We start from the raw sequence: 20,472 nt of genomic DNA, 5'->3' as shown, positions 1-20,472 counted from the left end.
TGTCCCCGGATTACCTGTTGAAAAGACGAGGCGGCCTTTGGGGCCGCCTGCGTGAAGGATGGTGATCAGCCATTGGAGGCGAGAAGCGACAATGTATGCACATTGCTTTCGCCTTGCTGATCGAGAAGACGGGTCGGATATTCGCCCGTAAAATAATGATCGGTGAAGGCGGGAGCCTTGGGATCGCGCGGCGCTCCGCCAACAGCCCGGTAAAGCCCGTCAATGGAAAGGAAAGCCAGCGAATCTGCACCGATATAGCGGCACATGGATTCAAGGTTTTCATGCTGATTGGCGAGCAGCTTGTCGGCATGAGGCGTATCGATGCCGTAAAAATCCGGATGATAAATCATCGGGCTTGCCACACGGATATGCACTTCGCGCGCGCCCGCATCGCGGATCATCTGCACGATCTTGACCGAGGTGGTGCCGCGCACGATGGAATCATCCACCAGCACCACGCGCTTGCCCTCGATCATGGCGCGATTGGCCGAATGTTTGAGCTTCACGCCAAGCGCGCGGATCTGCTGCGTCGGCTCGATGAAGGTGCGGCCCACATAATGATTGCGGATGATGCCATATTCAAACGGAATGCCGCTGGCCTGCGCATAGCCGAGTGCAGCCGGTGTGCCGCCGTCAGGCACCGGCACGATGACATCGGCCTCGACGCCTGCTTCCTGCGCCAGATTCATGCCCATATTCTTGCGCGCCAGATAGACGCTGCGGCCGCCCACGACCGAGTCGGGACGCGCGAAATAGACATATTCGAACAGGCAGAGCCGTTCGGGCTGCGGATTTTCCGGCTTGATGGATTCGGTGGTGATGGAGCCGTCCTGCTGGATTTCGCAGACGATGACCTCGCCATTCTCGACGTCGCGCACATAGGTCGCGCCGATAATATCAAGAGCACAGGTTTCCGAACAGAAGATCGGCTTGCCGTCAAGCTCGCCCATGACGAGCGGGCGGATGCCGATGGGATCGCGTGCGGCGATCAGCTTGGTGCGGGTCAGCGCCAGCATGGCATAGCCGCCCTCCACCTGCCGGATCGCCTCGACAAAGCGGTCGGTCGAGGAGGAATGGCGCGAACGCGCGATCATATGCAGCACGACTTCGGTGTCCGAGGTCGCCTGAAAGATCGCGCCCGAAGCGATAAGCTCGCGGCGCAGCGTCAAGCCGTTGGTGAAATTGCCATTATGCGCAATCGCGATGCCGCCCACTTCCAGTTCGGCAAAGAGCGGCTGCACATTGCGCAGGATCGTCTCGCCGGTGGTGGAATAGCGCACATGACCGATGGCGCGATTGCCGGGCAGGCGGTGCAGCGTGGCGGGATCGGTAAAATGATCGCCGACCAGTCCCATATGCCGCTCGGAATGAAAACGACGATGATGATAGGAAACGATGCCTGCGGCTTCCTGTCCGCGATGCTGCAAGGCATGCAGCCCCAGTGCGGTCAACGCTGCTGCATCTTCATGGCCGAGAATGCCGAATACGCCGCATTCTTCATGCAGCGTGTCATCGTCCAGCGAAAAGGACGTCTCATCATGCGATTGTTGGAACATTGTCCGCAAGGCCTTTCGATTGCGGGTTGTTAAAAGCAACCTTTACATGAAAGGGCGCTTTTTTGAAAGCAATCCCTTGCACGCGGCATGGTTTCACCCGCTATATAAGACTTATTGAGGCTAAAAACAGACATAACCGGCAGCTTGCGCTGCCGGTCGGTAAAATTACATTTCAGATCAGTTTGCAGCCGGTGTGTCGTCGGGCACGGGCGTTTCAGCCTGGCCGTCAGGCGCAGCAGGGGTCTCTTGCCCCGGCTTGAATTTCTTGAGCGCCGATTCCGGATCGGCAGGCAGCAGGTCGATCAATTGCTGGCCGAAGGAATCGAGCATCGGCTTGGATTTGGCATTGGAGACCCATGCCGGCTGATTGGCCGGAACGAGCCAGTTGAAAAACAGCATGGCGACGACGACCAGAAGAACACCGCGCGCAGCCCCGAACAAAAAGCCCAGCGTGCGGTCGAGCGCACCGATACGGCTGTCGATGATGAAATCGGCGATCTTCATGGTGATCAGCGAGACCACGATGAGCACCACGAGGAAGACCGCGCCTGCGGCGGCGATCTTGGCGATGGTCTCATTGCTGATATAGGGCTGGATGAAGGGCAGCACCGGCATGTAGAACAGATAGGCTGCAACCGCCGCCGCAGCCCACGAGACCAGCGAAAGCACTTCGCGCGAGAAGCCGCGCACCATCGCCAGAACGGCCGAAACCAGCGTTATTCCAAGTAAAATTCCATCAAGCATGGTGATTGGCATTCTGGCCTGTCCTCAATCTGGGGGCGTCCGGCATGTTTCGCTCTGCCGGGCGGTCAAACTTGGCGGAATCTAACATCGGAAGGTTGACGAAATCTTCCATTGTAAAAACCCATTAAATTCAACACTTAATTCAGGGATCTGCGACTGTTCAGCCACAGATTATGCTCATTTCCTGCCCGGACCCGATGCCGCAATGCGCGCGACGAGATCGGGCAGGGCAGTGGTTTCCATAAGGCCGAAATCGCGGTCTTTCCACAATTCCCGGCTCCCGCCGGGCACCACTGCTTGCCGGAAGCCGAGTTTTTCAGCTTCCTTGAGCCTCTGTACCGCATGTGACACTGCACGAACAGCACCTGAAAGGCTGATTTCGCCGAAATAAACACAATCTGCGGGCAGGGCAATACCCGCCATCGATGAAACCAGCGCCGCAGCCACGGCAATATCGGCTGCCGGTTCGCTGATGCGATAGCCGCCAGCCACGTTGAGATAGACATCATGCTGGCCAAAGCGCACCCCGCAATGCGATTCCAGAACGGCGAGGATCATGGCAAGCCGGCTACCGTCCCATCCTACCACCGCCCGGCGTGGCGTGCCCAGCGATGAGGGCGAAACCAGCGCCTGTATCTCGACCAGCACGGGTCTTGTGCCCTCCATGCCCGCAAAGACGGCAGCGCCCGGCGCCTTGGCGTTGCGCTCGCCCAGAAAAAGCTCGGACGGATTGGAAACTTCGCGCAAGCCCCCATCCGACATTTCAAACACGCCGATTTCGTCGGTCGGGCCGAAACGGTTCTTTACCGTGCGCAGGATGCGATATTGATGCCCGCCTTCGCCCTCGAAATAAAGCACGCCATCAACCATATGCTCGACCACGCGCGGCCCCGCGATCTGCCCGTCCTTGGTGACATGGCCGACCAGCACCACGGCAGCGCCCGTCTGCTTGGCGTAACGGATCATCGCCTGCGCCGAAGAGCGCACCTGCGTCACCGTGCCGGGGGCTGAATCCGCCATATCCGTCCACAATGTCTGGATGGAATCGATGATGACGAGATCGGGCCGCTTGCCATCGGAGACAGTGGCAAGAATGTCTTCGACATTGGTTTCGGCGGCAAGCTCCACAGCACTCGACGCCACACCAAGACGCTGCGCGCGCAGCCTGATCTGCGCCACCGCCTCTTCGCCCGAGACATAGACAATGCGATGGCCCTGATTGGAAAGGGCGGCTGCGGCCTGTGTCAGCAGGGTGGATTTGCCGATGCCCGGATCGCCGCCGATCAGCACTGCCGAGCCGCGCACGAAGCCGCCGCCGGTCACACGGTCAAGCTCGCTGATGCCCGAAATGATGCGCGGCGCGTCCTCTATGTCGCCCGAAAGCGAGGTGAGCGCCACTGCGCGGCCCTTGCGCTTGCTCAGCATCGAGCCGGGGCCGGAGCCGATGCCGCTATTGGTGCCTTCCTCGACAAGCGTATTCCACTCGCCGCACGAATCGCACTTGCCTGCCCAGCGCGAATGCACCGATCCGCAATTCTGGCAGATGAACTGAATGCGCGCCTTGGCCATGCTTCTCCGTTCCTGCTTGATGCATCCGTGGTAGAATAGAACAAAACGGGAATCAAGCCACACTGCACATTCACCCTCATTATTGTTCAGGACAAGCGCGCGCAGGCCCGCTATAGCGGGCGCATGAAAAAGGAATTTCTCTCAGGCATGCGCGTGATGTTCCCGCTGATTGCGGCGGTGATTCCCATTGGCGCAATTTATGGTGCGGTGGCTGCGGGCAAGGGGCTTTCGACGCTCGAAGTGGTGTTGATGAGCGCGCTGGTTTTCGCAGGCGGTTCTCAATTCGTGGCGATGGATATATGGACCCATCCGGCAAGCTGGACGGCAGTGGGTTTTGCGGCCCTGCTCGTCAATCTGCGCCTCGTTCTCATGTCGGCTTCCATCGGCCCGCATGTCGGCCAATTCACCGGCTGGCGCAAATATGCGGCGATCCTGTTTCTGACCGATGAAATATGGGCGATTGCTGAATTGAAGGCGCGCGAAGGCAGGCTGACGCCGATCTGGTATGCGGGTATCGCCCTGCCGTTTTATGCCGCATGGGTGCTGTCGTCGCTGTTTGGCGCGCTCGCTGGCAACACGATGGGCGATCCTGCCCTGATCGGGCTGGATTTCGCCTTTCCGGCGGTCTTCATCGTTCTGATGATGAGTTTCTGGAAGGGACGGCGCACGGGTGCGGTGCTGCTTGCCAGCGCCATTGCGGCAATCACGGCCCATCAATTGCTTGGCGGCGTCTGGTATATCGCCGCCGGTGCGCTGGCGGGTCTTGCTGTTGCCATGGCCCATGGACCTGCCGCAGAGGAGAAAAGCGCATAATGACGCTCGATCTTTCCACCTTGGCTGCCATTCTCGCCATGGCGATTGCAACCGCGCTGATCCGGCTTTCGGGGCTCGTGCTGATCCGCTATGTCAAATTATCGGCGCGCGCCCGCGAGGCGCTGACGGCCATTCCGCCCGCTGTGCTGATGGCAGTCGTCGCGCCCACGGCGCTGATGACGGGCGTTGCCGAAACGATCGGCTGCGCGCTTACGGCATTTGCGGCCTTGCGCCTGCCCTTGCTCGGCGCAACCGCCATCGGGGTGGCCTGCGTCGCCCTGCTGCGGCTTGCGGGGCTATGATTTAGCCTGCATTCTTCCTTGTCGCATTATCCGAACGCATCGAAGCAGGAAGAGAAATCAGTCCAGTGAACTGATTTCCCTGCGAAGGCGTTTCACACTTTTGCTGGAAATGCTCTATTCATATTGCTCCGGCAGATAGGAACCCTCGGCCAGATCGGCAAAGCGCGTGAATTCGGCCTGGAAGGCGAGCTTGACGGTGCCGGTCGGTCCGTGGCGCTGCTTGGCGATGATGACATCCGCCGTGCCGCGCACTTTTTCAAACTGCTGCCGCCATTCCTCATATTTCGGATCGAACTCGTCGCGCGGTTCGAGATTCTTGACGTAATATTCCTCGCGGAACACGAACAGCACCACGTCGGCATCCTGCTCGATGGAGCCGGATTCGCGCAGGTCCGAAAGCTGCGGGCGCTTGTCGTCGCGGCTTTCCACCTGACGCGAAAGCTGTGAGAGCGCAATGATGGGAACATTGAGTTCCTTGGCCAGCGCCTTCAGCCCGGTGGTGATCTCGGTGATTTCCTGCACGCGGTTCTGCGATGACGCCTTGGACGAGCCGGTCATGAGCTGCACATAGTCGATCACCAGCACATCGAGGCCGCGCTGGCGCTTGAGACGGCGCGCGCGCGCTGCAAGCTGCGCAATGGAAATGCCGCCGGTCTGGTCGATATAGAGCGGAATTTTCTGCATGACCTGCGAACAGGCCACCAGTTTCTCGAAATCGGTTTCGGTGATGTCACCGCGCCGGATCTTGGATGAACTGACTTCCGTCTGCTCGGAAATGATACGGGTTGCAAGCTGTTCCGCCGACATTTCCAGCGAGAAGAAACCGACCACGCCGCCATTCCTGGCCTTGATGGAGCCGTCGGCCTGCTGCTCGCCCTCATAGACGCCTGCAATATTGAAGGCGATATTGGTGGCAAGCGAAGTCTTGCCCATGCCCGGACGCCCGGCCAGAATGATGAGATCGGAAGGCTGCAAGCCGCCCATCTTGCCGTCGAGCGCATGGATGCCCGTGGAAATGCCCGACAGATGGCCGTCGCGCATGAAGGCGGCATTGGCCATGTCGACGGCGGTGGTCACGGCATCCTTGAACGGCTGGAAGCCACCATCGTAACGGCCCGTTTCGGCAAGTTCGAACAGGCGGCGTTCGGCATCCTCGATCTGCTCTTGCGGGGCGTTGTCGACCGGCGCGTCATAGGCGACATTGACCATGTCCTCGCCAATGCCGATCAGCGCGCGGCGGGTGGCGAGATCATAGATCGCGCGGCCATAATCCTCGGCATTGATGATGGTGACGGCTTCGGTGGCAAGGCGCGCCACATATTGAAACACCGTTAGGTCGCCGATCTTGCCCTCATTGGGCAGGAAGGTCTTCATCGTGACCGGATTGGCCATCTTGCCGACGCGGATCAGATCGGTCGCGATTTCGTAAATGCGCCGATGCAGCGGCTCGAAGAAATGGGTCGGCTTGAGAAAGTCCGAGACGCGGTAGAAGGCGTCATTATTGATGAGGATCGCGCCCAAAAGCGCCTGTTCCGCCTCAATATTGTGGGGTGCCTCGCGATAAAGCGTATCCTTCTGATCGCGCATATCGTCGAGTTTGCGTAATGCCGCTTCCGCCATGATTCTCTGATCCTGTCCCTGATCCTTTCAGCTAGCGCCTAAGTGACGGCAAAGGCAACGCTGCGTTGCCCCGGTTTCGCAGAAAGCGGCCAAGCATACCATGATTCACAGCCATCCACAGCGAGAAGGAAATTACGCACAACTTGTTCTTGACGCATTCCCGCGCAAATCAGAGTTTCACGCTTTTCCGTGCCGATTCTGTCTCGCTATTGGCGCCCTTGGGGGCGCTGTCGAGGCGCTTGAGGCGCTTTTCCTCCGCTTCGATATAGTTGCGGGTGAGGGGCACTGCTTCCTGCTTGTGGGCGATCTGGATATGGAAGACCATCATGTTCTGCCAGCGGAAAGCACTCTCCGAACCGGCAAGATAAAACTCCCACATACGGCAGAAACGTTCATCATAAAGCGCCTTCGCCCGGTCGCGATTGGCCATGAAGGCCTTGCGCCATTCTTTGAGCGTCTCGGCATAATGCAACCGCAGGATTTCGATGTCGGTGACGTAAAGCCCGGCCTTTTCGATATGCGGCAGCACTTCTGAAAGCGCGGGAATATAGCCGCCGGGGAAGATATATTTGCGAATGAAGGGATTGGTGGCACCGGGACCATCGGCCCGGCCGATGGCATGCAGCATAAAGACGCCGTCGGGCTTCATCAGCCGCGCCGCATGTTCGAAATATTCCGCGAAATGCCCCACGCCGACATGCTCGAACATGCCGACCGAGACCAGCCGGTCGAATTTGTCGTCGATCTTGCGATAATCCGTCAGTTCGAATCTGGCGCGTTCAGCCAGCCCTTCCTCGGCGGCGCGCCGGTTGGCGATGGTATATTGCTCTTCTGAAAGCGTAACCCCCGTCACATTGGCCTTGAGATAGCGGGCGAGATAAAGCCCCATGCCGCCCCAGCCGCAGCCGATGTCGAGCACCCTGTCTCCCTCATTGACCAGAAGCTTTGCCGCGATATGGCGCTTCTTGGCAAGCTGCGCCTGCGCCAGCGTTGCATTGGGCGGATCGAAATAGGCGCAGGAATATTGCTTGTCGGGATCAAGGAACAGATCGTAAAGCTCGCCCGAAAGATCATAATGGCTTTTGATATTGCTGGATGAACGGGCAATGGTGTTCATCTGCTGGAAGCGGCGAAAGAAGATGCGCAGCGAACCCAGCATGCGCATCCACGGCTCTGTCGCAGCCGTGGGACCGGTATTTTCAAAGACGATCTGCAGCAATGTGTAGATGTCGCCTTCCAGAAAATCGAGCTCGCCATCCATGAAACATTCGCCGAGCTTGAGTTCGGGATTGAAGGCGATTGCGCGCTCGGCACGGGCATTATTGAAGCGGATATGGACAGGTATGCCGGTCCTGTCGCCAAAGCGGCACTGCCTGCCGCCTGAATCGGTGACCGTCAGATCACCGGCTTTGATCATATGGTTGAGAACAATACGCAACATCCTGTTCATTGCCCGCCTCCTCCTGGGGATCAAAACAATGCGCATGTCCATGCCGTCGCGTTCAGGCAGTCGATTGTCTGCGGATGAAGCATCTCGAACAAAGCCGCCGGAGCATGAACTTTATCGTCTTCACTGTTTCAATCTGAACATAAAATAGTCCTGATATGGAGAATAGGCACTTTTCCGGTTCTGGAAAGAGGAAAAGCCCGGCGGATGCCGCCGGGCTTGATCATATAAAGTTTACCGCCGTTGGAAGCTTGGGCGCGAAAAAGCCGATCAGGCCTGTTCTTCGCCTTCAGCTTCTTCGTCTTCGTCGAAATATTCTTCAGCAAGCGGCTCTTCTTCGATGCCGTAAATGGCTTCGATCGAGGTGAGGTCTTCGCCCTTCGCCTGACGTTCGGCTTCTTCGGTCGAACGCGCGATATTGATCGAAATGGTCACTTCGACTTCCGGATGCAGCGAAACGACGATCTGGTGCAGGCCGATGGTCTTGATCGGATGGTTCAGCTCGACCTGGTTGCGGTGCAGGCTGAAGCCGTTCTCGGTGACGATCTCGGCAATGTCGCGGGTCGAGACGGAGCCGTAGAGCTGGCCGGTTTCACCAGCCGAACGCACGACGATGAAGCTCTTGCCGTCGAGCTTTTCAGCAACGGCGTCGGCTTCCTTCTTGCGTTCGAGGTTCTGCGCTTCGAGCTGTGCGCGCTGGCCTTCGAACTTCTTCTTGTTGGCTTCGTTGGCGCGCAGCGCCTTGCCCTGCGGCAGCAGGAAGTTGCGGGCATAGCCGTCCTTGACCTTGACGGTTTCGCCCATCTGGCCGAGGCGGCCGATACGTTCCAGAAGAATGACTTCCATTGGAGTTTCCTTTCGAGTTTTAATTCTGTTTACTGATTATCGGCTTCGGGGATTTTTGACACCGGCGCACCGCGCGACGTGTCGAAAAGCCCGAAGACGAGGAAGAAAAAAAGCAGGAATGCGAAAAAGAGAATCGCCGCATAGACGAACCACAATGCCATCGCGCGCCACGGCTTGCCGCGCGTGCGCTGATGGAAGATCGCAAGTCCCGCCATTATGAAGCCCGCGCTCAGCGCCCCGGCGAAAACGGTTGCGACGACCCCGGCAGTGCCGGGCAGGAATGCGAGCGCAAGCGCAACCGCAAAGACCAGCAGCGCCTGACGCGGCATGCGCAAGGTCGCAGGCCAGTCGTCGCGTGGACGCCTCAGACGGCCCGACATCGCACTCAGCCGCAATGCGAGGTAGAAATTGCCGACCAGAATGACAAGGCAGGTTGCCGGCTGGATGGCAGGCAAAGCCACCATCAAAAGCGCGGTCAGGCTCTGGCGCATGCTCTCATCGGGGGCGAATTGCGGATCGGCTTCCGAGATACGGTCGATCAGCGCACTTGCCAGTTCACCGACCATATCCGGCCCAAAGCCGATAATGGCGCCGATAATGACAAAGCTTATCGCAACCATCAGGGCCAGACGGAAGACGATGTCCGAAACCGGATACCATACCATCACGTCTGTCGGTCCGCCCAGTTCCCTGGCGGGGCGGGCAAGCCCGGAGAGATAGGCGCCGGTTGCAGCCGGAATGAAGCTTGTCAAGGCCATGAGCAGCGCCGCCATGGGCACCGCGAAAATCCCCACCGCAATCGTGGCGATGGCCGCGGCCAGGATACCCGCACCCGATCCCCAGCCAAGGGCTGCGGCAAAAATCGGCAATGGCGTGAGGAAATAGAGAACCATCGCCAGACCCGACTGGGTAATGACGCCGGACGACATCAGCGCCGAGGCAAGCCCCGCTACCATGCCGACACCAATGATGGCTCCGTTGAATTTCATGATTTCGCTGTCCTGCTCCGGCTGGCCGGTTTTGCAGTTAGAGGCGGCGATCAGTCGCTTCGCCCCAACTTAGGCTTTGATTACGCTCCACTGCGCCCATCGCAACGGAGGAGACAGGAGGCGGCAAACCGCCCCCTGCATTTTTCTTACTTCACAACGTAAGGCAGCAGGCCGAGGAAACGGGCGCGCTTGATCGCCTTGGCGAGTTCGCGCTGCTTCTTCTGGCTGACAGCCGTGATACGGGAAGGAACGATCTTGCCGCGTTCGGAAATGTAACGCTGCAGAAGCTTGATGTCCTTGTAATCGATCTTCGGTGCATTGGCGCCGGAGAACGGGCACGTCTTGCGACGGCGATGGAACGGACGACGGGTCGGGATCTGATTGATGTCAACCATGATTATGCTCCTTCACCAGCTTCGTTGTCACGCGGGCGGCGTGGGCCGCGATCACCGCGGTCGCCCCGGTCACCGCGATCGAAACCGCCTTCACGCGGGCGGCGCGGGCCACGGTCGTCGTCGCGGTCGCGACGGTCGTCACGGCGCGAAAGCATGGCCGACTGGCCTTCTTCAAGCTCTTCCACGCGAACGGTCATGAAGCGCAGAACGTCTTCATTGATGCGCATCTGGCGTTCCATTTCGGCAACGGCGGCAGCCGGAGCGTCGATGTTGACGAGCGTGTAATAAGCCTTGCGATTCTTCTTGATGCGGTAGGTGAGGGGACGCAGGCCCCAGCTTTCGACCTTGCCGACTTTGCCGCCATTAGCTTCGAGAACACCCTTGAACTGTTCGACGAGAGCGTCGACCTGCTGCTGCGAGATGTCCTGGCGGGCAAGAAGCACATGTTCATAAAGAGCCATTGGCTTTGCCTTTCTTCTGTTTCATTATGCCGGCACCAACGGCTAAGCCTCTGCGACTTCTCTTTTGCCGGAAAACCGGAGAAGAAAGGGCGCTCATTGAGACGATCGAGAGCGGAGACACGGGAGGCTGAAGCGCTTTCGGCTTCTCGGAACAGGTCCGGCCCTCCGTTCAGCCCCCAGCTGGTGCCGAACACGAACGGGCGCTCATTACGTGTTTTTCCCCTTGTTTGCAAGCCGCATATCGCGCAAAAACCGACAAATACTTGACTTTCCAACCCTGACTGGGGCACATCGCGCCAGATAATTGCGAGAAACGAGGCATTCATGGCGGTAGCATTCACCTTTCCCGGACAGGGCAGTCAGGCAGTGGGCATGGGCAAGGCTCTGGCCGAACAGTTCGCGGAGGCGCGCGCCGTTTTCGATGAAGTGGATGCGAGCCTGGGCGAAAAGCTTTCCGCCACCATGTTCGAAGGCCCCGAAGACGTGCTGACGCTGACCGCCAATGCGCAGCCTGCATTGATGGCCGTTTCCATCGCCATCCTGCGCGTGCTGGAAGCGCGCGGCTTTTCGCTCAAAGACAAGGTTTCCTATGTCGCGGGCCATTCGCTTGGCGAATATTCGGCGCTTTGCGCGGCGGGCACCTTCTCGCTGGCCGATACCGCGCGCCTGCTGCGCATTCGCGGCAATGCGATGCAGAAAGCCGTTCCCGTAGGCGAGGGCGCAATGGCCGCGATCATCGGGCTTGAGCATGGCGATGTCGAAGCCATCTGCATGGAAGCAAAAGCTTCCGGTCCGGTCCAGATCGCCAATGACAATGGCGGGGGCCAGCTGGTGATTTCAGGCGCAAAGGCAGCCGTTGAACTGGCCGCTTCGCTTGCATCTCAAAAGGGTGCGAAACGCGCAATCATGCTGCCCGTTTCCGCTCCCTTCCATTCGAGCCTGATGACGCCTGCCGCAGACGCCATGCGCGAGGCGCTGGCAAATGTGGAAAAGCGCGATCCCGTCGTGCCGCTGATCGCCAATGTGCGCGCGGCTCCCGTCACCGACGCCAATGAGATCGCCGATCTTCTGGTCGAGCAGGTAACGGGGCAGGTGCGCTGGCGCGAAACTGTCGAATGGTTCGCGGCCAATGGCGTCACGACGCTTTATGAAGTAGGCTCGGGTAAGGTTCTGACCGGCCTTGCGCGCCGTATTTCGAAAGATGTTTCCGGCGTAACCGTTGGTTCGGCTGAAGAAATCGATGCAGTGCTGGCTGCATTCAATCACTAAAGAGGTCCTTATGTTTGATCTGACCGGCCGCAAGGCTCTCGTTACCGGCGCCACTGGCGGTCTTGGCGAGGCGATCGCCCGCGCATTGCACGCGCAGGGTGCGATTGTCGGCCTGCACGGCACGCGCGAGGAAAAGCTCAACGAACTGGCGGCGAGCCTTGGCGAGCGGACATTTGTCTTTCCCGCCAATCTGTCCGACCGTGAAGCCGTCAAGGCTCTCGGCCAGAAGGCGGAAGAGGAAATGGGCGGCGTCGATATTCTGGTCAACAATGCCGGCATCACCCGCGACGGGCTTTTCGTGCGCATGAGCGACGAGGACTGGGATGCGGTCCTCAACGTCAATCTGACATCGGTCTTCAACCTCACGCGCGAACTGACCCATCCGATGATGCGCCGCCGTCAGGGCCGCATCATCAACATCACGTCGATCGTCGGCGTGACGGGCAATCCGGGGCAGGCAAACTATTGCGCCTCCAAGGCGGGGCTGATCGGTTTTTCGAAATCGCTGGCGCAGGAAATCGCAAGCCGCAATGTGACGGTCAATTGCGTGGCTCCGGGCTTCATCGAATCGGCCATGACCGACAAGCTCAACGACAAGCAGAAAGACGCCATCATGGGCGGCATTCCCATGAAGCGCATGGGCGTGGGCGGCGATATTGCCGCAGCCGTGGTCTATCTGGCGAGCGATGAAGCGGCCTATGTGACGGGCCAGACCCTGCATGTGAATGGCGGCATGGCGATGATCTGACCACCCTCAACCCCCTCATTATGGTAAAAAATGCCTTAATGCCGGGGTTTGAATGGGAAAATGCGCTTTGCCTTGTTCAAGAAGCATGGTAATGCGCCCGACGAGAATTGCGGCATTTGAAGAAATATGCCGCGATCCGGTTCCGAAAGGAATATCCACAGGATGGCTGGCAAGGCGGGGCTACTCGCAACCTGGCAGGCATCTTATAACTTGATTACAATCCTGCATGCCGCTAACCAAGGCAGAGCAACAAACAAACAGGTCGAGGTTCCGACATGAGCGATACCGCAGAGCGCGTCAAGAAAATCGTTGTTGAGCATCTGGGTGTAGATGCCGACAAGGTCACTGAAGGCGCAAGCTTCATTGATGATCTTGGCGCAGACAGCCTCGACACCGTCGAGCTGGTCATGGCTTTCGAAGAAGAATTCGGCGTTGAAATTCCTGACGACGCTGCAGAGACGATCCTCACGGTCGGCGACGCTGTGAAGTTCATCGACAAGGCTTCTGCCTGATCTGAACTTGCGGGGCTGGGATTGTTTCGATCCCGGCCCTGTCTGTCTTGAATTATTGAGCGGTCGCATGACGACCGTATTATGAATCTGCCGGAGCGCGGGCGTTGAAGCCGCGCCGCATCTTTTTGCAAGCTCCGGTCATATCGATTGGAGCATCATCCCTTCAAAAGCCGGACAAGGCTTCGGGTCGATGTTCGCAACCAGTCTTTAAGGGGTGAATATGAGGCGTGTCGTTATCACCGGTCTCGGTCTGGTGTCGCCACTGGCCAGCGGTGCCGAAGAGACCTGGAAACGGCTTATTGCCGGTGAAAGCGCGGCTCGCCGCATCACGGAATTCGAAGTCGATGACCTGGCCTGCCAGATTGCCTGCCGCATTCCCGTCGGCGATGGCAGCAACGGCACCTTCAACGCCGATCTTCATATGGACCCCAAGGAACAGCGCAAGGTCGATCCCTTCATCGTCTATGCGGTCGGTGCTGCCGATCAGGCTCTCGAAGATGCGAACTGGCATCCGCAAAGCGATGAAGACCAGATTCGCACCGGCGTTCTCATCGGATCGGGCATTGGCGGCATCGAAGGCATTGTCGAGGCGGGCTATACGCTGCGCGACAAGGGCCCGCGCCGCATTTCCCCGTTCTTCATTCCCGGACGCCTGATCAATCTCGCCTCCGGCCATGTCTCGATCAAGCACAAGCTGCGCGGCCCCAATCATGCTGTGGTCACGGCCTGCTCCACCGGCGCGCACGCCATTGGCGATGCAGCCCGTCTCATCGCTTTCGGCGATGCGGACGTGATGGTGGCTGGCGGCACGGAATCGCCGGTGAGCCGCATTTCGCTGGCGGGCTTTGCGGCCTGCAAGGCGCTTTCCACCCGGCGCAACGATGATCCCACGGCGGCATCGCGCCCCTATGACGAAGACCGCGACGGTTTCGTGATGGGCGAGGGCGCTGGCGTTGTGGTGCTCGAAGATCTCGATCATGCGCTGGCGCGCGGCGCAAAAATCTATGCCGAAGTGATCGGCTACGGCCTTTCGGGCGACGCCTATCACATCACCGCACCGACCGAAAACGGCGAAGGTGCGCAGCGCTGCATGGAAGCCGCCATCAAGCGCGCGGGAATCACGCCCGACCAGATCGACTACATCAATGCGCATGGCACATCGACCATGGCCGACACTATCGAGCTTGGCGCCGTCGAGCGCGTGGTCGGCGATGCGGCATCGAAGATTTCCATGTCGTCCACCAAGTCGTCCATCGGCCATTTGCTGGGTGCGGCAGGTGCTGCGGAAGCGATTTTCTCGACGCTGGCAATCCGCGACAATATCGCGCCTGCCACGCTCAATCTCGATAATCCGGCGGTCGAAACGAAAATCGACCTGGTGCCGCACAAGGCGCGCGAGCGCAGGATCGATACGGTCCTGTCGAATTCGTTTGGCTTCGGCGGCACCAATGCATCGCTGATTCTGCGTCGCTACGCGTGAACATTGCGGCAATAACGTCTGGTGAGAATAAAAACGCGGGGATTTCTCCGCGTTTTTGCCAAAATAAAACCGGATGCGATGTTTAAATTCGCCGACAAGGTTTAGTGTAGCCGCGATTCAAAAGAGCCAGCAGGTTTCAACCCGGCTCGATAGCATGGCAAGCCCCGTATGAATGACGCCCTGAACATTCGCATTGAACGTTCACGGGATCGCAGGCGGGGCAAGCGACAGGACGAGGTGATGGAGTGAGTTCAGAGGAAAAGCCCGGAACCAATCCTGCTGGAGAACAGCCGCATCCATCTGCGCCTGAACAGGCTGCGGAAAGCAGGCCTTTCGTGCCGAAATCGGCGTCGGAAGCCCTGCGGCCTGAACCGGGAACACCGCCGCCGCGCATGCGCAAGCGCTCGCGCCATGCGCGCAGCCAGATCGTGGTGTTTATGAATTTCATGCTCTCGCTGGTCGTGCTGGTGCTGCTGGGCGCTTCGGCCCTGTTTTATTTCGGCAAGCTTCAATTCGATGCCGCAGGCCCGCTGACGGCGGAAACGACCTTTCTCGTCAAGCGTGGCGCTGGAATCGCGGAAGTTTCCAATAGTCTCGAAAATCGCGAAATCGTCTCGGATGCACGCATTTTCCGCTATGGCATGCGCACGCTCGGCCATGAAAACGATCTCAAGGCCGGTGAATATGCCATTCCGGCAGGGGCGACGATGCGTGACGTCATGAATATCCTCATCAGCGGAAGATCGATCATGTATCCGCTGACCATTCCCGAAGGGCTGACCGTCAAGCAGATATTCGACCGTATCGAGGCCGATCCCATTCTGGTGGGCGAAATGCCCAGGGAAATGCCGGCTGAGGGCGCGCTGTTCACCGATACGCTCAATTTCACGCGCGGCACGTCGCGCACGGAAATCATCGATCGCATGGTCGCCTCGCAGAAAAAGCTGATCGATGACATTTGGGAAAAGCGCCGTCCCGACCTTCCGATCAAGGACAAGAATGAATTCGTCACGCTGGCTTCCATCGTCGAGAAGGAAACCGGCATCGCCTCGGAACGCCCGCATGTCGCATCCGTCTTCGTCAACCGGCTCAACAAGGGCATGCGCATCCAGTCCGACCCGACGATCATCTATGGCCTGTTCGGCGGCGCGGGCAAGCCGCCGGAGCGCCCGATTTTCAAATCGGACATCGAAAAGGCGACGCCCTATAATACATATATCATCAACGGCCTGCCGCCGACGCCGATCGCCAATCCGGGCAGGGCGGCGCTGGAAGCCGTCGCCGACCCGCTCGACACCGACGATCTTTACTTCGTCGCCGATGGAACCGGTGGCCACGTTTTCGCCCCCACCTTGCAGGAGCACAATGCCAATGTGCGCAAGTGGCGTGCGGTCGAGCGCGAAAAAAGCCAGCAGCAACAGCAAAATGCGGTTCAATAGGCCTATCGACCGCTTAACGGCCACCTGAGGAGAGGAAAGCATGGCGCTCCAGAGCATGACGGGATTTGCGCGCCACGCGGTACAGCATGGCGCGGCGGGGCCGGATGGCAGCAAGGGCGAGACGCGCATCGTCTGGGAAGTGCGCTCGGTCAATGGCAAGGGGCTGGATATCCGCCTGCGCCTGCCGCAAGGGCTGGAATCGGTCGAGCATCCGGTTCGTTCGCTGCTTGCCCGTTACTTTTCGCGCGGCAATTTTCAGGCGACGCTAAGCATCGAACATATGCAGGCGCAGGCGGGCTTCACCGTCAACCGGCCAATGCTTGAAGAAGTGCTGAAACTCGGTGCGCAAATTCAGGCCAGCCATGGCGTCGCGCCTGCCAGCGTGGATGGAATTTTTTCGCTGCGCGGCATTCTGGAACAGCGCGAGGTGAGCGAAGACGAGGAAAGCCGTGCGGCGCTGGAAGCGGCGATTATCGCAGGCTTCGAGGGTGCGCTCAAATCAATCGCGCAGGCGCGCGAGCATGAAGGCAAGGCGCTTTTCACCGTTCTTTCCGGCCATGTCGATACGATCGAACGTCTTGTCCTTGCGGCACGCAACGACCCTTCGCGCAGTCTTGAAAGCATCAAGGCGCGGCTTGCGGCGCAGGTTTCGCTGCTGCTGGATGCGGTTCATGATCTTGATGAGGTGCGGCTTTATCAGGAAGCGGCTTTCCTTGCGACCAAGGCGGATATTCAGGAAGAGCTTGACCGGCTGGAAATGCATGTGGCATCGGCGCGCCAGTTGCTCGCCGGTGGCGGACCGATCGGCCGCAAGCTTGATTTTCTTTCACAGGAATTTAATCGCGAGACGAATACCTTATGCGCCAAGTCGAACGCGGCCTCGATCACGGCCATTGGTCTTGAGCTGAAGGCCGTCGTGGATCAGTTTCGCGAACAGGTACAGAATCTGGAGTAACGGGAACATGGCCATCATTTCCGTCGAAAATGGCATTGCGCGCAGGGGTCTCATGGTGGTGATCTCGTCACCATCGGGCGCGGGGAAATCCACCATTGCCCGGCAGTTGCTCAACGATCCCGACATGAATTTGTCGCTGTCGATCAGCGTGACGACGCGCCAGCGCCGGCCCAGCGAAATCAACGGCGTGCATTATCATTTCATCACGGCACGCGAATTCGAGCGGCTGCGTGACAGTGACGAACTGATCGAATGGGCGGAAGTGCACGGCAATTTCTACGGCACATTGCGCGAGACGGCGGAAATCGCCCTTGCCGATGGTCAGGACATGCTGTTCGACATCGACTGGCAGGGCGCGGAGCAGTTGCAGGCCAAGATGCCCGCCGATGTGGTGTCGATCTTCATTCTGCCGCCGACCATGCATGAATTGCAGCAACGCCTCAATCGCCGTGCGGAAGACGCGGCGGATGTGATCGAGACACGCTTGCAGAATGCCCGTTTTGAAATCCAGAAATGGGTTCAATACGACTATATCGTCATCAATGAAGACCTTGAGCGCTCCTATGCGGGGATCAAGGGCATCATCACGGCGGAACGCCTGCGCCGCGACCGTCGCCCCGGCCTGTTTGATTTCGTCACCGGCCTTCTTGAAGAAGAGCCGGGGCATGAGTGAGCTTGGCGATATTTATGAAGACTATATTGAATGCCTGAACGGGCAGGACTGGGAGCGGCTGGGAGAATTCGTGCATGAGGACGTCGTGCACAATGACAGGCCGCTTGGTCTGGCCGGTTATCGCGCGATGCTGGAAGGGGATTTTGACGCCATCCCCGATCTTCGCTTCACCATGGAATTATGCGTCTGCGAACCGCCCTTCGTTTCAAGCCGTCTCTGGTTCGACTGCGCGCCCAAAGGCGAGTTGTTCGGGCTTGCTGTCAATGGCCGGAGAATCCGGTTTGCCGAGAATGTCTTCTACAGGTTTCAGGCGGGACGGATCGTGCAAGTGTGGTCGGTCATCGACAAGTCTGCGATTGAAGCTCAACTTGTTCGTGCTGCCCGACCGCAACAGTAAGATTTATCAAACCGCCGTGCCGCCCACCGTCACCTGATCCATGCGCAGATGCGGCTGGCCGACGCCGACCGGCACCCATTGCCCGCCCTTGCCGCAATTGCCATTGCCGGTATCGAGCTTCATGTCGTTGCCGATCATCGAAATGCGCTGCATCGCGTCGGGGCCGTTGCCGATCAGCATCGCGCCCTTGATCGGCGCGCCGATCCTGCCATCCTCGACCATATAGGCCTCGGTGCAGCCGAAGACGAATTTGCCCGATGTGATGTCCACCTGACCGCCGCCGAATGAAACCGCGTAAATGCCCTTTTTCATCGAGGCGATGATCTCTTCCGGCGTCTTGTCGCCTGAAAGCATGAAAGTGTTCGTCATGCGCGGCATCGGCGTATGGGCGTAGGATTCGCGCCGTCCATTGCCGGTCGCCTTCATGCCCATCAGCCGCGCATTCTGCCGGTCCTGCATGTAATTGACCAGCTTGCCGTCCTCGATCAGAACGGTGCGGTTGGTCGGCGTGCCTTCGTCATCGATCGTCAGCGAGCCGCGCCGCTCGGAAATCGTGCCGTCATCGACCACCGTGACGCCCCTGGCTGCGACCTGCTGGCCCAGAAGCCCCGCGAAAGCCGACGTCTTCTTGCGGTTGAAATCGCCTTCAAGCCCATGGCCGACCGCTTCATGCAGCATCACGCCCGGCCAGCCATTGCCGAGCACGATGTCGAAAGTTCCCGCCGGGGCCGGTATGGCGTCGAGATTGACCAGCGCCTGACGCAATGCTTCATCGGCCGCATGCTGCCAGCTTTCGGTTGTGAGAAAATCGCCGAATGCCCTGCGCCCGCCAATGGTATGTGATCCCGACTCCTGCCTTTCGCCATTGCCTGCGACCACCGATACGCTCAGACGCACCATCGGGCGAATATCGCGCACGAAATGCCCGTCGGCGCGCAGAATCTCGACATGCTGCCAGGATGCGGCAAGGGAGGCGGAAACCTGACGCACTTTCGGGTCTTTCGCGCGCAGATAGGCGTCGATCTGTTGCAGGAGCTGAACCTTGGCGTCAAATGAGGGCGAGCCGATGGGGTTCTCGTCGGTATAAAGGTGGCGGTTGGTAAGCGCGGGCGCTGCGGCATAGCTGCCGCCATGGCCGCTCGATGTGGCGGATACGGCGCTCGATGCGCGCTTGAGCGCTGCAAGCGAAAGCTCGCCCGCATGAGCATAGCCGATTGCTTCACCGGCAACAGCGCGCAGTCCAAATCCCCGATCCTGATTGAAGGAGCCCGTCTTGAGACGCCCATTGTCGAAAACCAGCGCCTCCGCCTCGCGATGCTCGATGAACAATTCACCATCGTCGCTGCCCGAAAGGCTTTCTGCAACGAGGCGTTCAATATCGTTGCGGCTGGCGTCGAAACTATCGATAAGGCTTTTCATAAAAACAATCCTGCGGCAGGGGTCTGTCGCAGGATGTAAGCGTAAACGCTCCCGAGAACAACCTCGGCGCGCTCACAGTTTAGGGCAGGGCGTCGAAACCTTCGCCAAATCCGTTGAGATCGACGGGAATGCCGACGCCTTCTTCCGGCGTCTGGAAGACGATGAAGGTCGCTGACTTGCCGGAGCGGAACGTGTCGAGCAAGGCGTCTTCGAGGATGACCTCGGCATAGCAGCCATCTTCAAAGCAGCGCACGAAATAGGCGCGGCCAATATCCTTGCCGTCGACATTCAGGCCAAGCCCGTTGGGCAGCAGAACGCCGAGCGGGGCGAGAACCCGCAAAATCCGCGCCTTGTTGTCGGCGGTCTTGAGAACCACGACCGAAAGCCCCAGTTCGGGCCGCTTGGCGGCGACCACGTTCTGGATCAGCGCGCATTGTTCCGTCTTGGCGCCCGCAGGCGTGTCGCACAGGATCGACCACGCGCCATGCTGCGATTTCAACGTGCCGCTTTGCTGCGGCGTGGATGAGGATTGCGGCTGGGCGGGTGATTCCTGCGGAGCGGGAAGCTGCGCGGGCGCTTCTTGCGCATTGGCAGGCATCGCGATGGCGACAAGCCCCATCATGGCTGCGCCTGTGGCGAGGCAGGTCAGGTGCTGGAACATCGGGCGTCGAAAAATCGGGCGTCGGGCAGATATGCGCAAAATCATGAAATCTCCAGATCGAATCACCGGGACGTTAACGCGCAAGGCGGACGGTGAAAAGCGCTGCTCGCCTCCATTTCACCCTCACCGGAGTGATACCGTCTGTTGCAGTCATTGTCACGCGGCACGTTAAAGGAA

21 protein-coding genes are annotated in these 20,472 nt (G+C 59.1%); 10 read left to right on the top strand and 11 right to left on the bottom strand.

Going from position 1 to position 20,472, the window contains the following annotated elements:
* Nucleotides 1-65 precede the first annotated feature (65 nt).
* The 3 genes from purF to radA all read right to left on the bottom strand — a co-directional run bounded on the left by purF (nucleotide 66) and on the right by radA (nucleotide 3,869).
* Entirely contained in the window at nucleotides 66-1,556 is a 1,491-nt protein-coding gene (gene purF / locus DKP76_RS00665; RefSeq protein WP_109704512.1) for an amidophosphoribosyltransferase, read from the bottom strand.
* 177 nt (nucleotides 1,557-1,733) lie between these two features.
* Nucleotides 1,734-2,312, bottom strand: coding sequence for a CvpA family protein (locus tag DKP76_RS00660; protein WP_109704511.1), 579 nt, complete (start codon nucleotides 2,310-2,312; stop codon nucleotides 1,734-1,736).
* A 165-nt stretch (nucleotides 2,313-2,477) separates the two neighbouring features.
* Nucleotides 2,478-3,869: a DNA repair protein RadA gene (radA, locus tag DKP76_RS00655; RefSeq protein WP_109704510.1), complete on the bottom strand. Its 1,392-nt coding sequence runs from the start codon at nucleotides 3,867-3,869 to the stop codon at nucleotides 2,478-2,480.
* A gap of 123 nt (nucleotides 3,870-3,992) precedes the next feature.
* On the opposite strand from radA, the gene DKP76_RS00650 reads away from it, so the two are divergent.
* Both DKP76_RS00650 and DKP76_RS00645 read left to right on the top strand, forming a co-directional pair.
* Nucleotides 3,993-4,682, top strand: a complete 690-nt coding sequence (locus tag DKP76_RS00650) for an AzlC family ABC transporter permease (RefSeq protein ID WP_109704509.1) — start codon at nucleotides 3,993-3,995, stop codon at nucleotides 4,680-4,682.
* Nucleotides 4,682-4,984, top strand: a complete 303-nt coding sequence (locus DKP76_RS00645) for an AzlD family protein (protein ID WP_109704508.1) — start codon at nucleotides 4,682-4,684, stop codon at nucleotides 4,982-4,984. The genes DKP76_RS00650 and DKP76_RS00645 overlap by 1 nt, the downstream gene beginning before the upstream one ends.
* Nucleotides 4,985-5,098: 114 nt before the next feature.
* Here the strand turns inward: DKP76_RS00645 and DKP76_RS00640 are convergent, their stop codons facing one another.
* From DKP76_RS00640 to rpsF, 6 genes are all read right to left on the bottom strand, one after another.
* Entirely contained in the window at nucleotides 5,099-6,604 is a 1,506-nt protein-coding gene (locus DKP76_RS00640) for a replicative DNA helicase (RefSeq protein ID WP_109704507.1), read from the bottom strand.
* Nucleotides 6,605-6,773: 169 nt separating this feature from the next.
* A complete protein-coding gene (locus DKP76_RS00635; protein WP_109704506.1) occupies nucleotides 6,774-8,054 on the bottom strand; it encodes a cyclopropane fatty acid synthase in 1,281 nt (426 codons plus the stop codon).
* A gap of 267 nt (nucleotides 8,055-8,321) precedes the next feature.
* Nucleotides 8,322-8,897, bottom strand: coding sequence for a 50S ribosomal protein L9 (gene rplI, locus DKP76_RS00630; RefSeq protein WP_109704505.1), 576 nt, complete (start codon nucleotides 8,895-8,897; stop codon nucleotides 8,322-8,324).
* A 29-nt stretch (nucleotides 8,898-8,926) separates the two neighbouring features.
* Complete coding sequence (locus DKP76_RS00625; RefSeq protein WP_109704504.1) at nucleotides 8,927-9,886, bottom strand: DUF2232 domain-containing protein; 960 nt, start codon at nucleotides 9,884-9,886, stop codon at nucleotides 8,927-8,929.
* Between the two features lie 146 nt (nucleotides 9,887-10,032).
* On the bottom strand, nucleotides 10,033-10,281 hold the full coding sequence (rpsR, locus tag DKP76_RS00620; RefSeq protein WP_006466219.1) for a 30S ribosomal protein S18: 249 nt from the start codon (nucleotides 10,279-10,281) through the stop codon (nucleotides 10,033-10,035).
* A gap of 2 nt (nucleotides 10,282-10,283) precedes the next feature.
* On the bottom strand, nucleotides 10,284-10,742 hold the full coding sequence (gene rpsF / locus DKP76_RS00615) for a 30S ribosomal protein S6 (protein ID WP_109704503.1): 459 nt from the start codon (nucleotides 10,740-10,742) through the stop codon (nucleotides 10,284-10,286).
* A 324-nt stretch (nucleotides 10,743-11,066) separates the two neighbouring features.
* Here rpsF and fabD point away from each other — a divergent pair, with 324 nt between their 5' ends.
* From fabD to DKP76_RS00570, 8 genes are all read left to right on the top strand, one after another.
* Complete coding sequence (gene fabD / locus DKP76_RS00610; RefSeq protein ID WP_109704502.1) at nucleotides 11,067-12,011, top strand: ACP S-malonyltransferase; 945 nt, start codon at nucleotides 11,067-11,069, stop codon at nucleotides 12,009-12,011.
* A gap of 10 nt (nucleotides 12,012-12,021) precedes the next feature.
* Complete coding sequence (fabG, locus tag DKP76_RS00605; protein ID WP_109704501.1) at nucleotides 12,022-12,759, top strand: 3-oxoacyl-[acyl-carrier-protein] reductase; 738 nt, start codon at nucleotides 12,022-12,024, stop codon at nucleotides 12,757-12,759.
* 275 nt (nucleotides 12,760-13,034) lie between these two features.
* Nucleotides 13,035-13,271, top strand: coding sequence for an acyl carrier protein (locus tag DKP76_RS00595; RefSeq protein WP_002963616.1), 237 nt, complete (start codon nucleotides 13,035-13,037; stop codon nucleotides 13,269-13,271).
* A gap of 220 nt (nucleotides 13,272-13,491) precedes the next feature.
* Nucleotides 13,492-14,751, top strand: coding sequence for a beta-ketoacyl-ACP synthase II (fabF, locus tag DKP76_RS00590; RefSeq protein ID WP_109704500.1), 1,260 nt, complete (start codon nucleotides 13,492-13,494; stop codon nucleotides 14,749-14,751).
* Between the two features lie 245 nt (nucleotides 14,752-14,996).
* Nucleotides 14,997-16,190 carry an endolytic transglycosylase MltG gene (gene mltG, locus DKP76_RS00585; RefSeq protein WP_109704499.1) on the top strand — a complete coding sequence of 398 codons (1,194 nt, stop codon included), beginning with the start codon at nucleotides 14,997-14,999 and terminating at the stop codon, nucleotides 16,188-16,190.
* A 40-nt stretch (nucleotides 16,191-16,230) separates the two neighbouring features.
* Complete coding sequence (locus tag DKP76_RS00580; protein WP_109704498.1) at nucleotides 16,231-17,145, top strand: YicC/YloC family endoribonuclease; 915 nt, start codon at nucleotides 16,231-16,233, stop codon at nucleotides 17,143-17,145.
* 7 nt (nucleotides 17,146-17,152) lie between these two features.
* The gene (gene gmk / locus DKP76_RS00575) at nucleotides 17,153-17,818 is read left to right on the top strand and encodes a guanylate kinase (RefSeq protein WP_109704497.1); all 666 of its coding nucleotides are present in this window, start codon (nucleotides 17,153-17,155) and stop codon (nucleotides 17,816-17,818) included.
* On the top strand, nucleotides 17,811-18,215 hold the full coding sequence (locus tag DKP76_RS00570) for an ester cyclase (protein WP_109704496.1): 405 nt from the start codon (nucleotides 17,811-17,813) through the stop codon (nucleotides 18,213-18,215). The genes gmk and DKP76_RS00570 overlap by 8 nt, the downstream gene beginning before the upstream one ends.
* Before the next feature lie 6 nt (nucleotides 18,216-18,221).
* On the opposite strand, the gene tldD is transcribed toward DKP76_RS00570, so the two are convergent.
* Together tldD and DKP76_RS00560 are read right to left on the bottom strand one after the other, a co-directional pair.
* The gene (tldD, locus tag DKP76_RS00565) at nucleotides 18,222-19,634 is read right to left on the bottom strand and encodes a metalloprotease TldD (RefSeq protein ID WP_109704495.1); all 1,413 of its coding nucleotides are present in this window, start codon (nucleotides 19,632-19,634) and stop codon (nucleotides 18,222-18,224) included.
* 79 nt (nucleotides 19,635-19,713) lie between these two features.
* Nucleotides 19,714-20,340 (bottom strand): invasion associated locus B family protein, encoded by a 627-nt coding sequence (locus DKP76_RS00560; RefSeq protein ID WP_109704494.1) that lies wholly within the window; start codon nucleotides 20,338-20,340, stop codon nucleotides 19,714-19,716.
* Nucleotides 20,341-20,472: the final 132 nt, after the last annotated feature.

The sequence above is a fragment of the Falsochrobactrum shanghaiense genome (assembly GCF_003149535.1).
In the GTDB taxonomy this organism is placed as follows: domain Bacteria; phylum Pseudomonadota; class Alphaproteobacteria; order Rhizobiales; family Rhizobiaceae; genus Brucella; species Brucella shanghaiense.
Note: the sequence above shows the minus strand (reverse complement) of the source record. Positions and strands in the feature narration are given on the sequence as shown.

Bases quoted from the DNA above. Each gene is read 5' to 3' on its own strand.
- purF (WP_109704512.1), bottom strand. From the start codon at position 1,556: ATGTTCCAACAATCGCATGATGAGACGTCCTTTTCGCTGGACGATGAC.
- DKP76_RS00660 (WP_109704511.1), bottom strand. From the start codon at position 2,312: ATGCCAATCACCATGCTTGATGGAATTTTACTTGGAATAACGCTGGTT.
- radA (WP_109704510.1), bottom strand. From the start codon at position 3,869: ATGGCCAAGGCGCGCATTCAGTTCATCTGCCAGAATTGCGGATCGGTG.
- DKP76_RS00650 (WP_109704509.1), top strand. From the start codon at position 3,993: ATGAAAAAGGAATTTCTCTCAGGCATGCGCGTGATGTTCCCGCTGATT.
- DKP76_RS00645 (WP_109704508.1), top strand. From the start codon at position 4,682: ATGACGCTCGATCTTTCCACCTTGGCTGCCATTCTCGCCATGGCGATT.
- DKP76_RS00640 (WP_109704507.1), bottom strand. From the start codon at position 6,604: ATGGCGGAAGCGGCATTACGCAAACTCGACGATATGCGCGATCAGAAG.
- DKP76_RS00635 (WP_109704506.1), bottom strand. From the start codon at position 8,054: ATGAACAGGATGTTGCGTATTGTTCTCAACCATATGATCAAAGCCGGT.
- rplI (WP_109704505.1), bottom strand. From the start codon at position 8,897: ATGGAAGTCATTCTTCTGGAACGTATCGGCCGCCTCGGCCAGATGGGC.
- DKP76_RS00625 (WP_109704504.1), bottom strand. From the start codon at position 9,886: ATGAAATTCAACGGAGCCATCATTGGTGTCGGCATGGTAGCGGGGCTT.
- rpsR (WP_006466219.1), bottom strand. From the start codon at position 10,281: ATGGTTGACATCAATCAGATCCCGACCCGTCGTCCGTTCCATCGCCGT.
- rpsF (WP_109704503.1), bottom strand. From the start codon at position 10,742: ATGGCTCTTTATGAACATGTGCTTCTTGCCCGCCAGGACATCTCGCAG.
- fabD (WP_109704502.1), top strand. From the start codon at position 11,067: ATGGCGGTAGCATTCACCTTTCCCGGACAGGGCAGTCAGGCAGTGGGC.
- fabG (WP_109704501.1), top strand. From the start codon at position 12,022: ATGTTTGATCTGACCGGCCGCAAGGCTCTCGTTACCGGCGCCACTGGC.
- DKP76_RS00595 (WP_002963616.1), top strand. From the start codon at position 13,035: ATGAGCGATACCGCAGAGCGCGTCAAGAAAATCGTTGTTGAGCATCTG.
- fabF (WP_109704500.1), top strand. From the start codon at position 13,492: ATGAGGCGTGTCGTTATCACCGGTCTCGGTCTGGTGTCGCCACTGGCC.
- DKP76_RS00580 (WP_109704498.1), top strand. From the start codon at position 16,231: ATGGCGCTCCAGAGCATGACGGGATTTGCGCGCCACGCGGTACAGCAT.
- gmk (WP_109704497.1), top strand. From the start codon at position 17,153: ATGGCCATCATTTCCGTCGAAAATGGCATTGCGCGCAGGGGTCTCATG.
- DKP76_RS00570 (WP_109704496.1), top strand. From the start codon at position 17,811: ATGAGTGAGCTTGGCGATATTTATGAAGACTATATTGAATGCCTGAAC.
- tldD (WP_109704495.1), bottom strand. From the start codon at position 19,634: ATGAAAAGCCTTATCGATAGTTTCGACGCCAGCCGCAACGATATTGAA.
- DKP76_RS00560 (WP_109704494.1), bottom strand. From the start codon at position 20,340: ATGATTTTGCGCATATCTGCCCGACGCCCGATTTTTCGACGCCCGATG.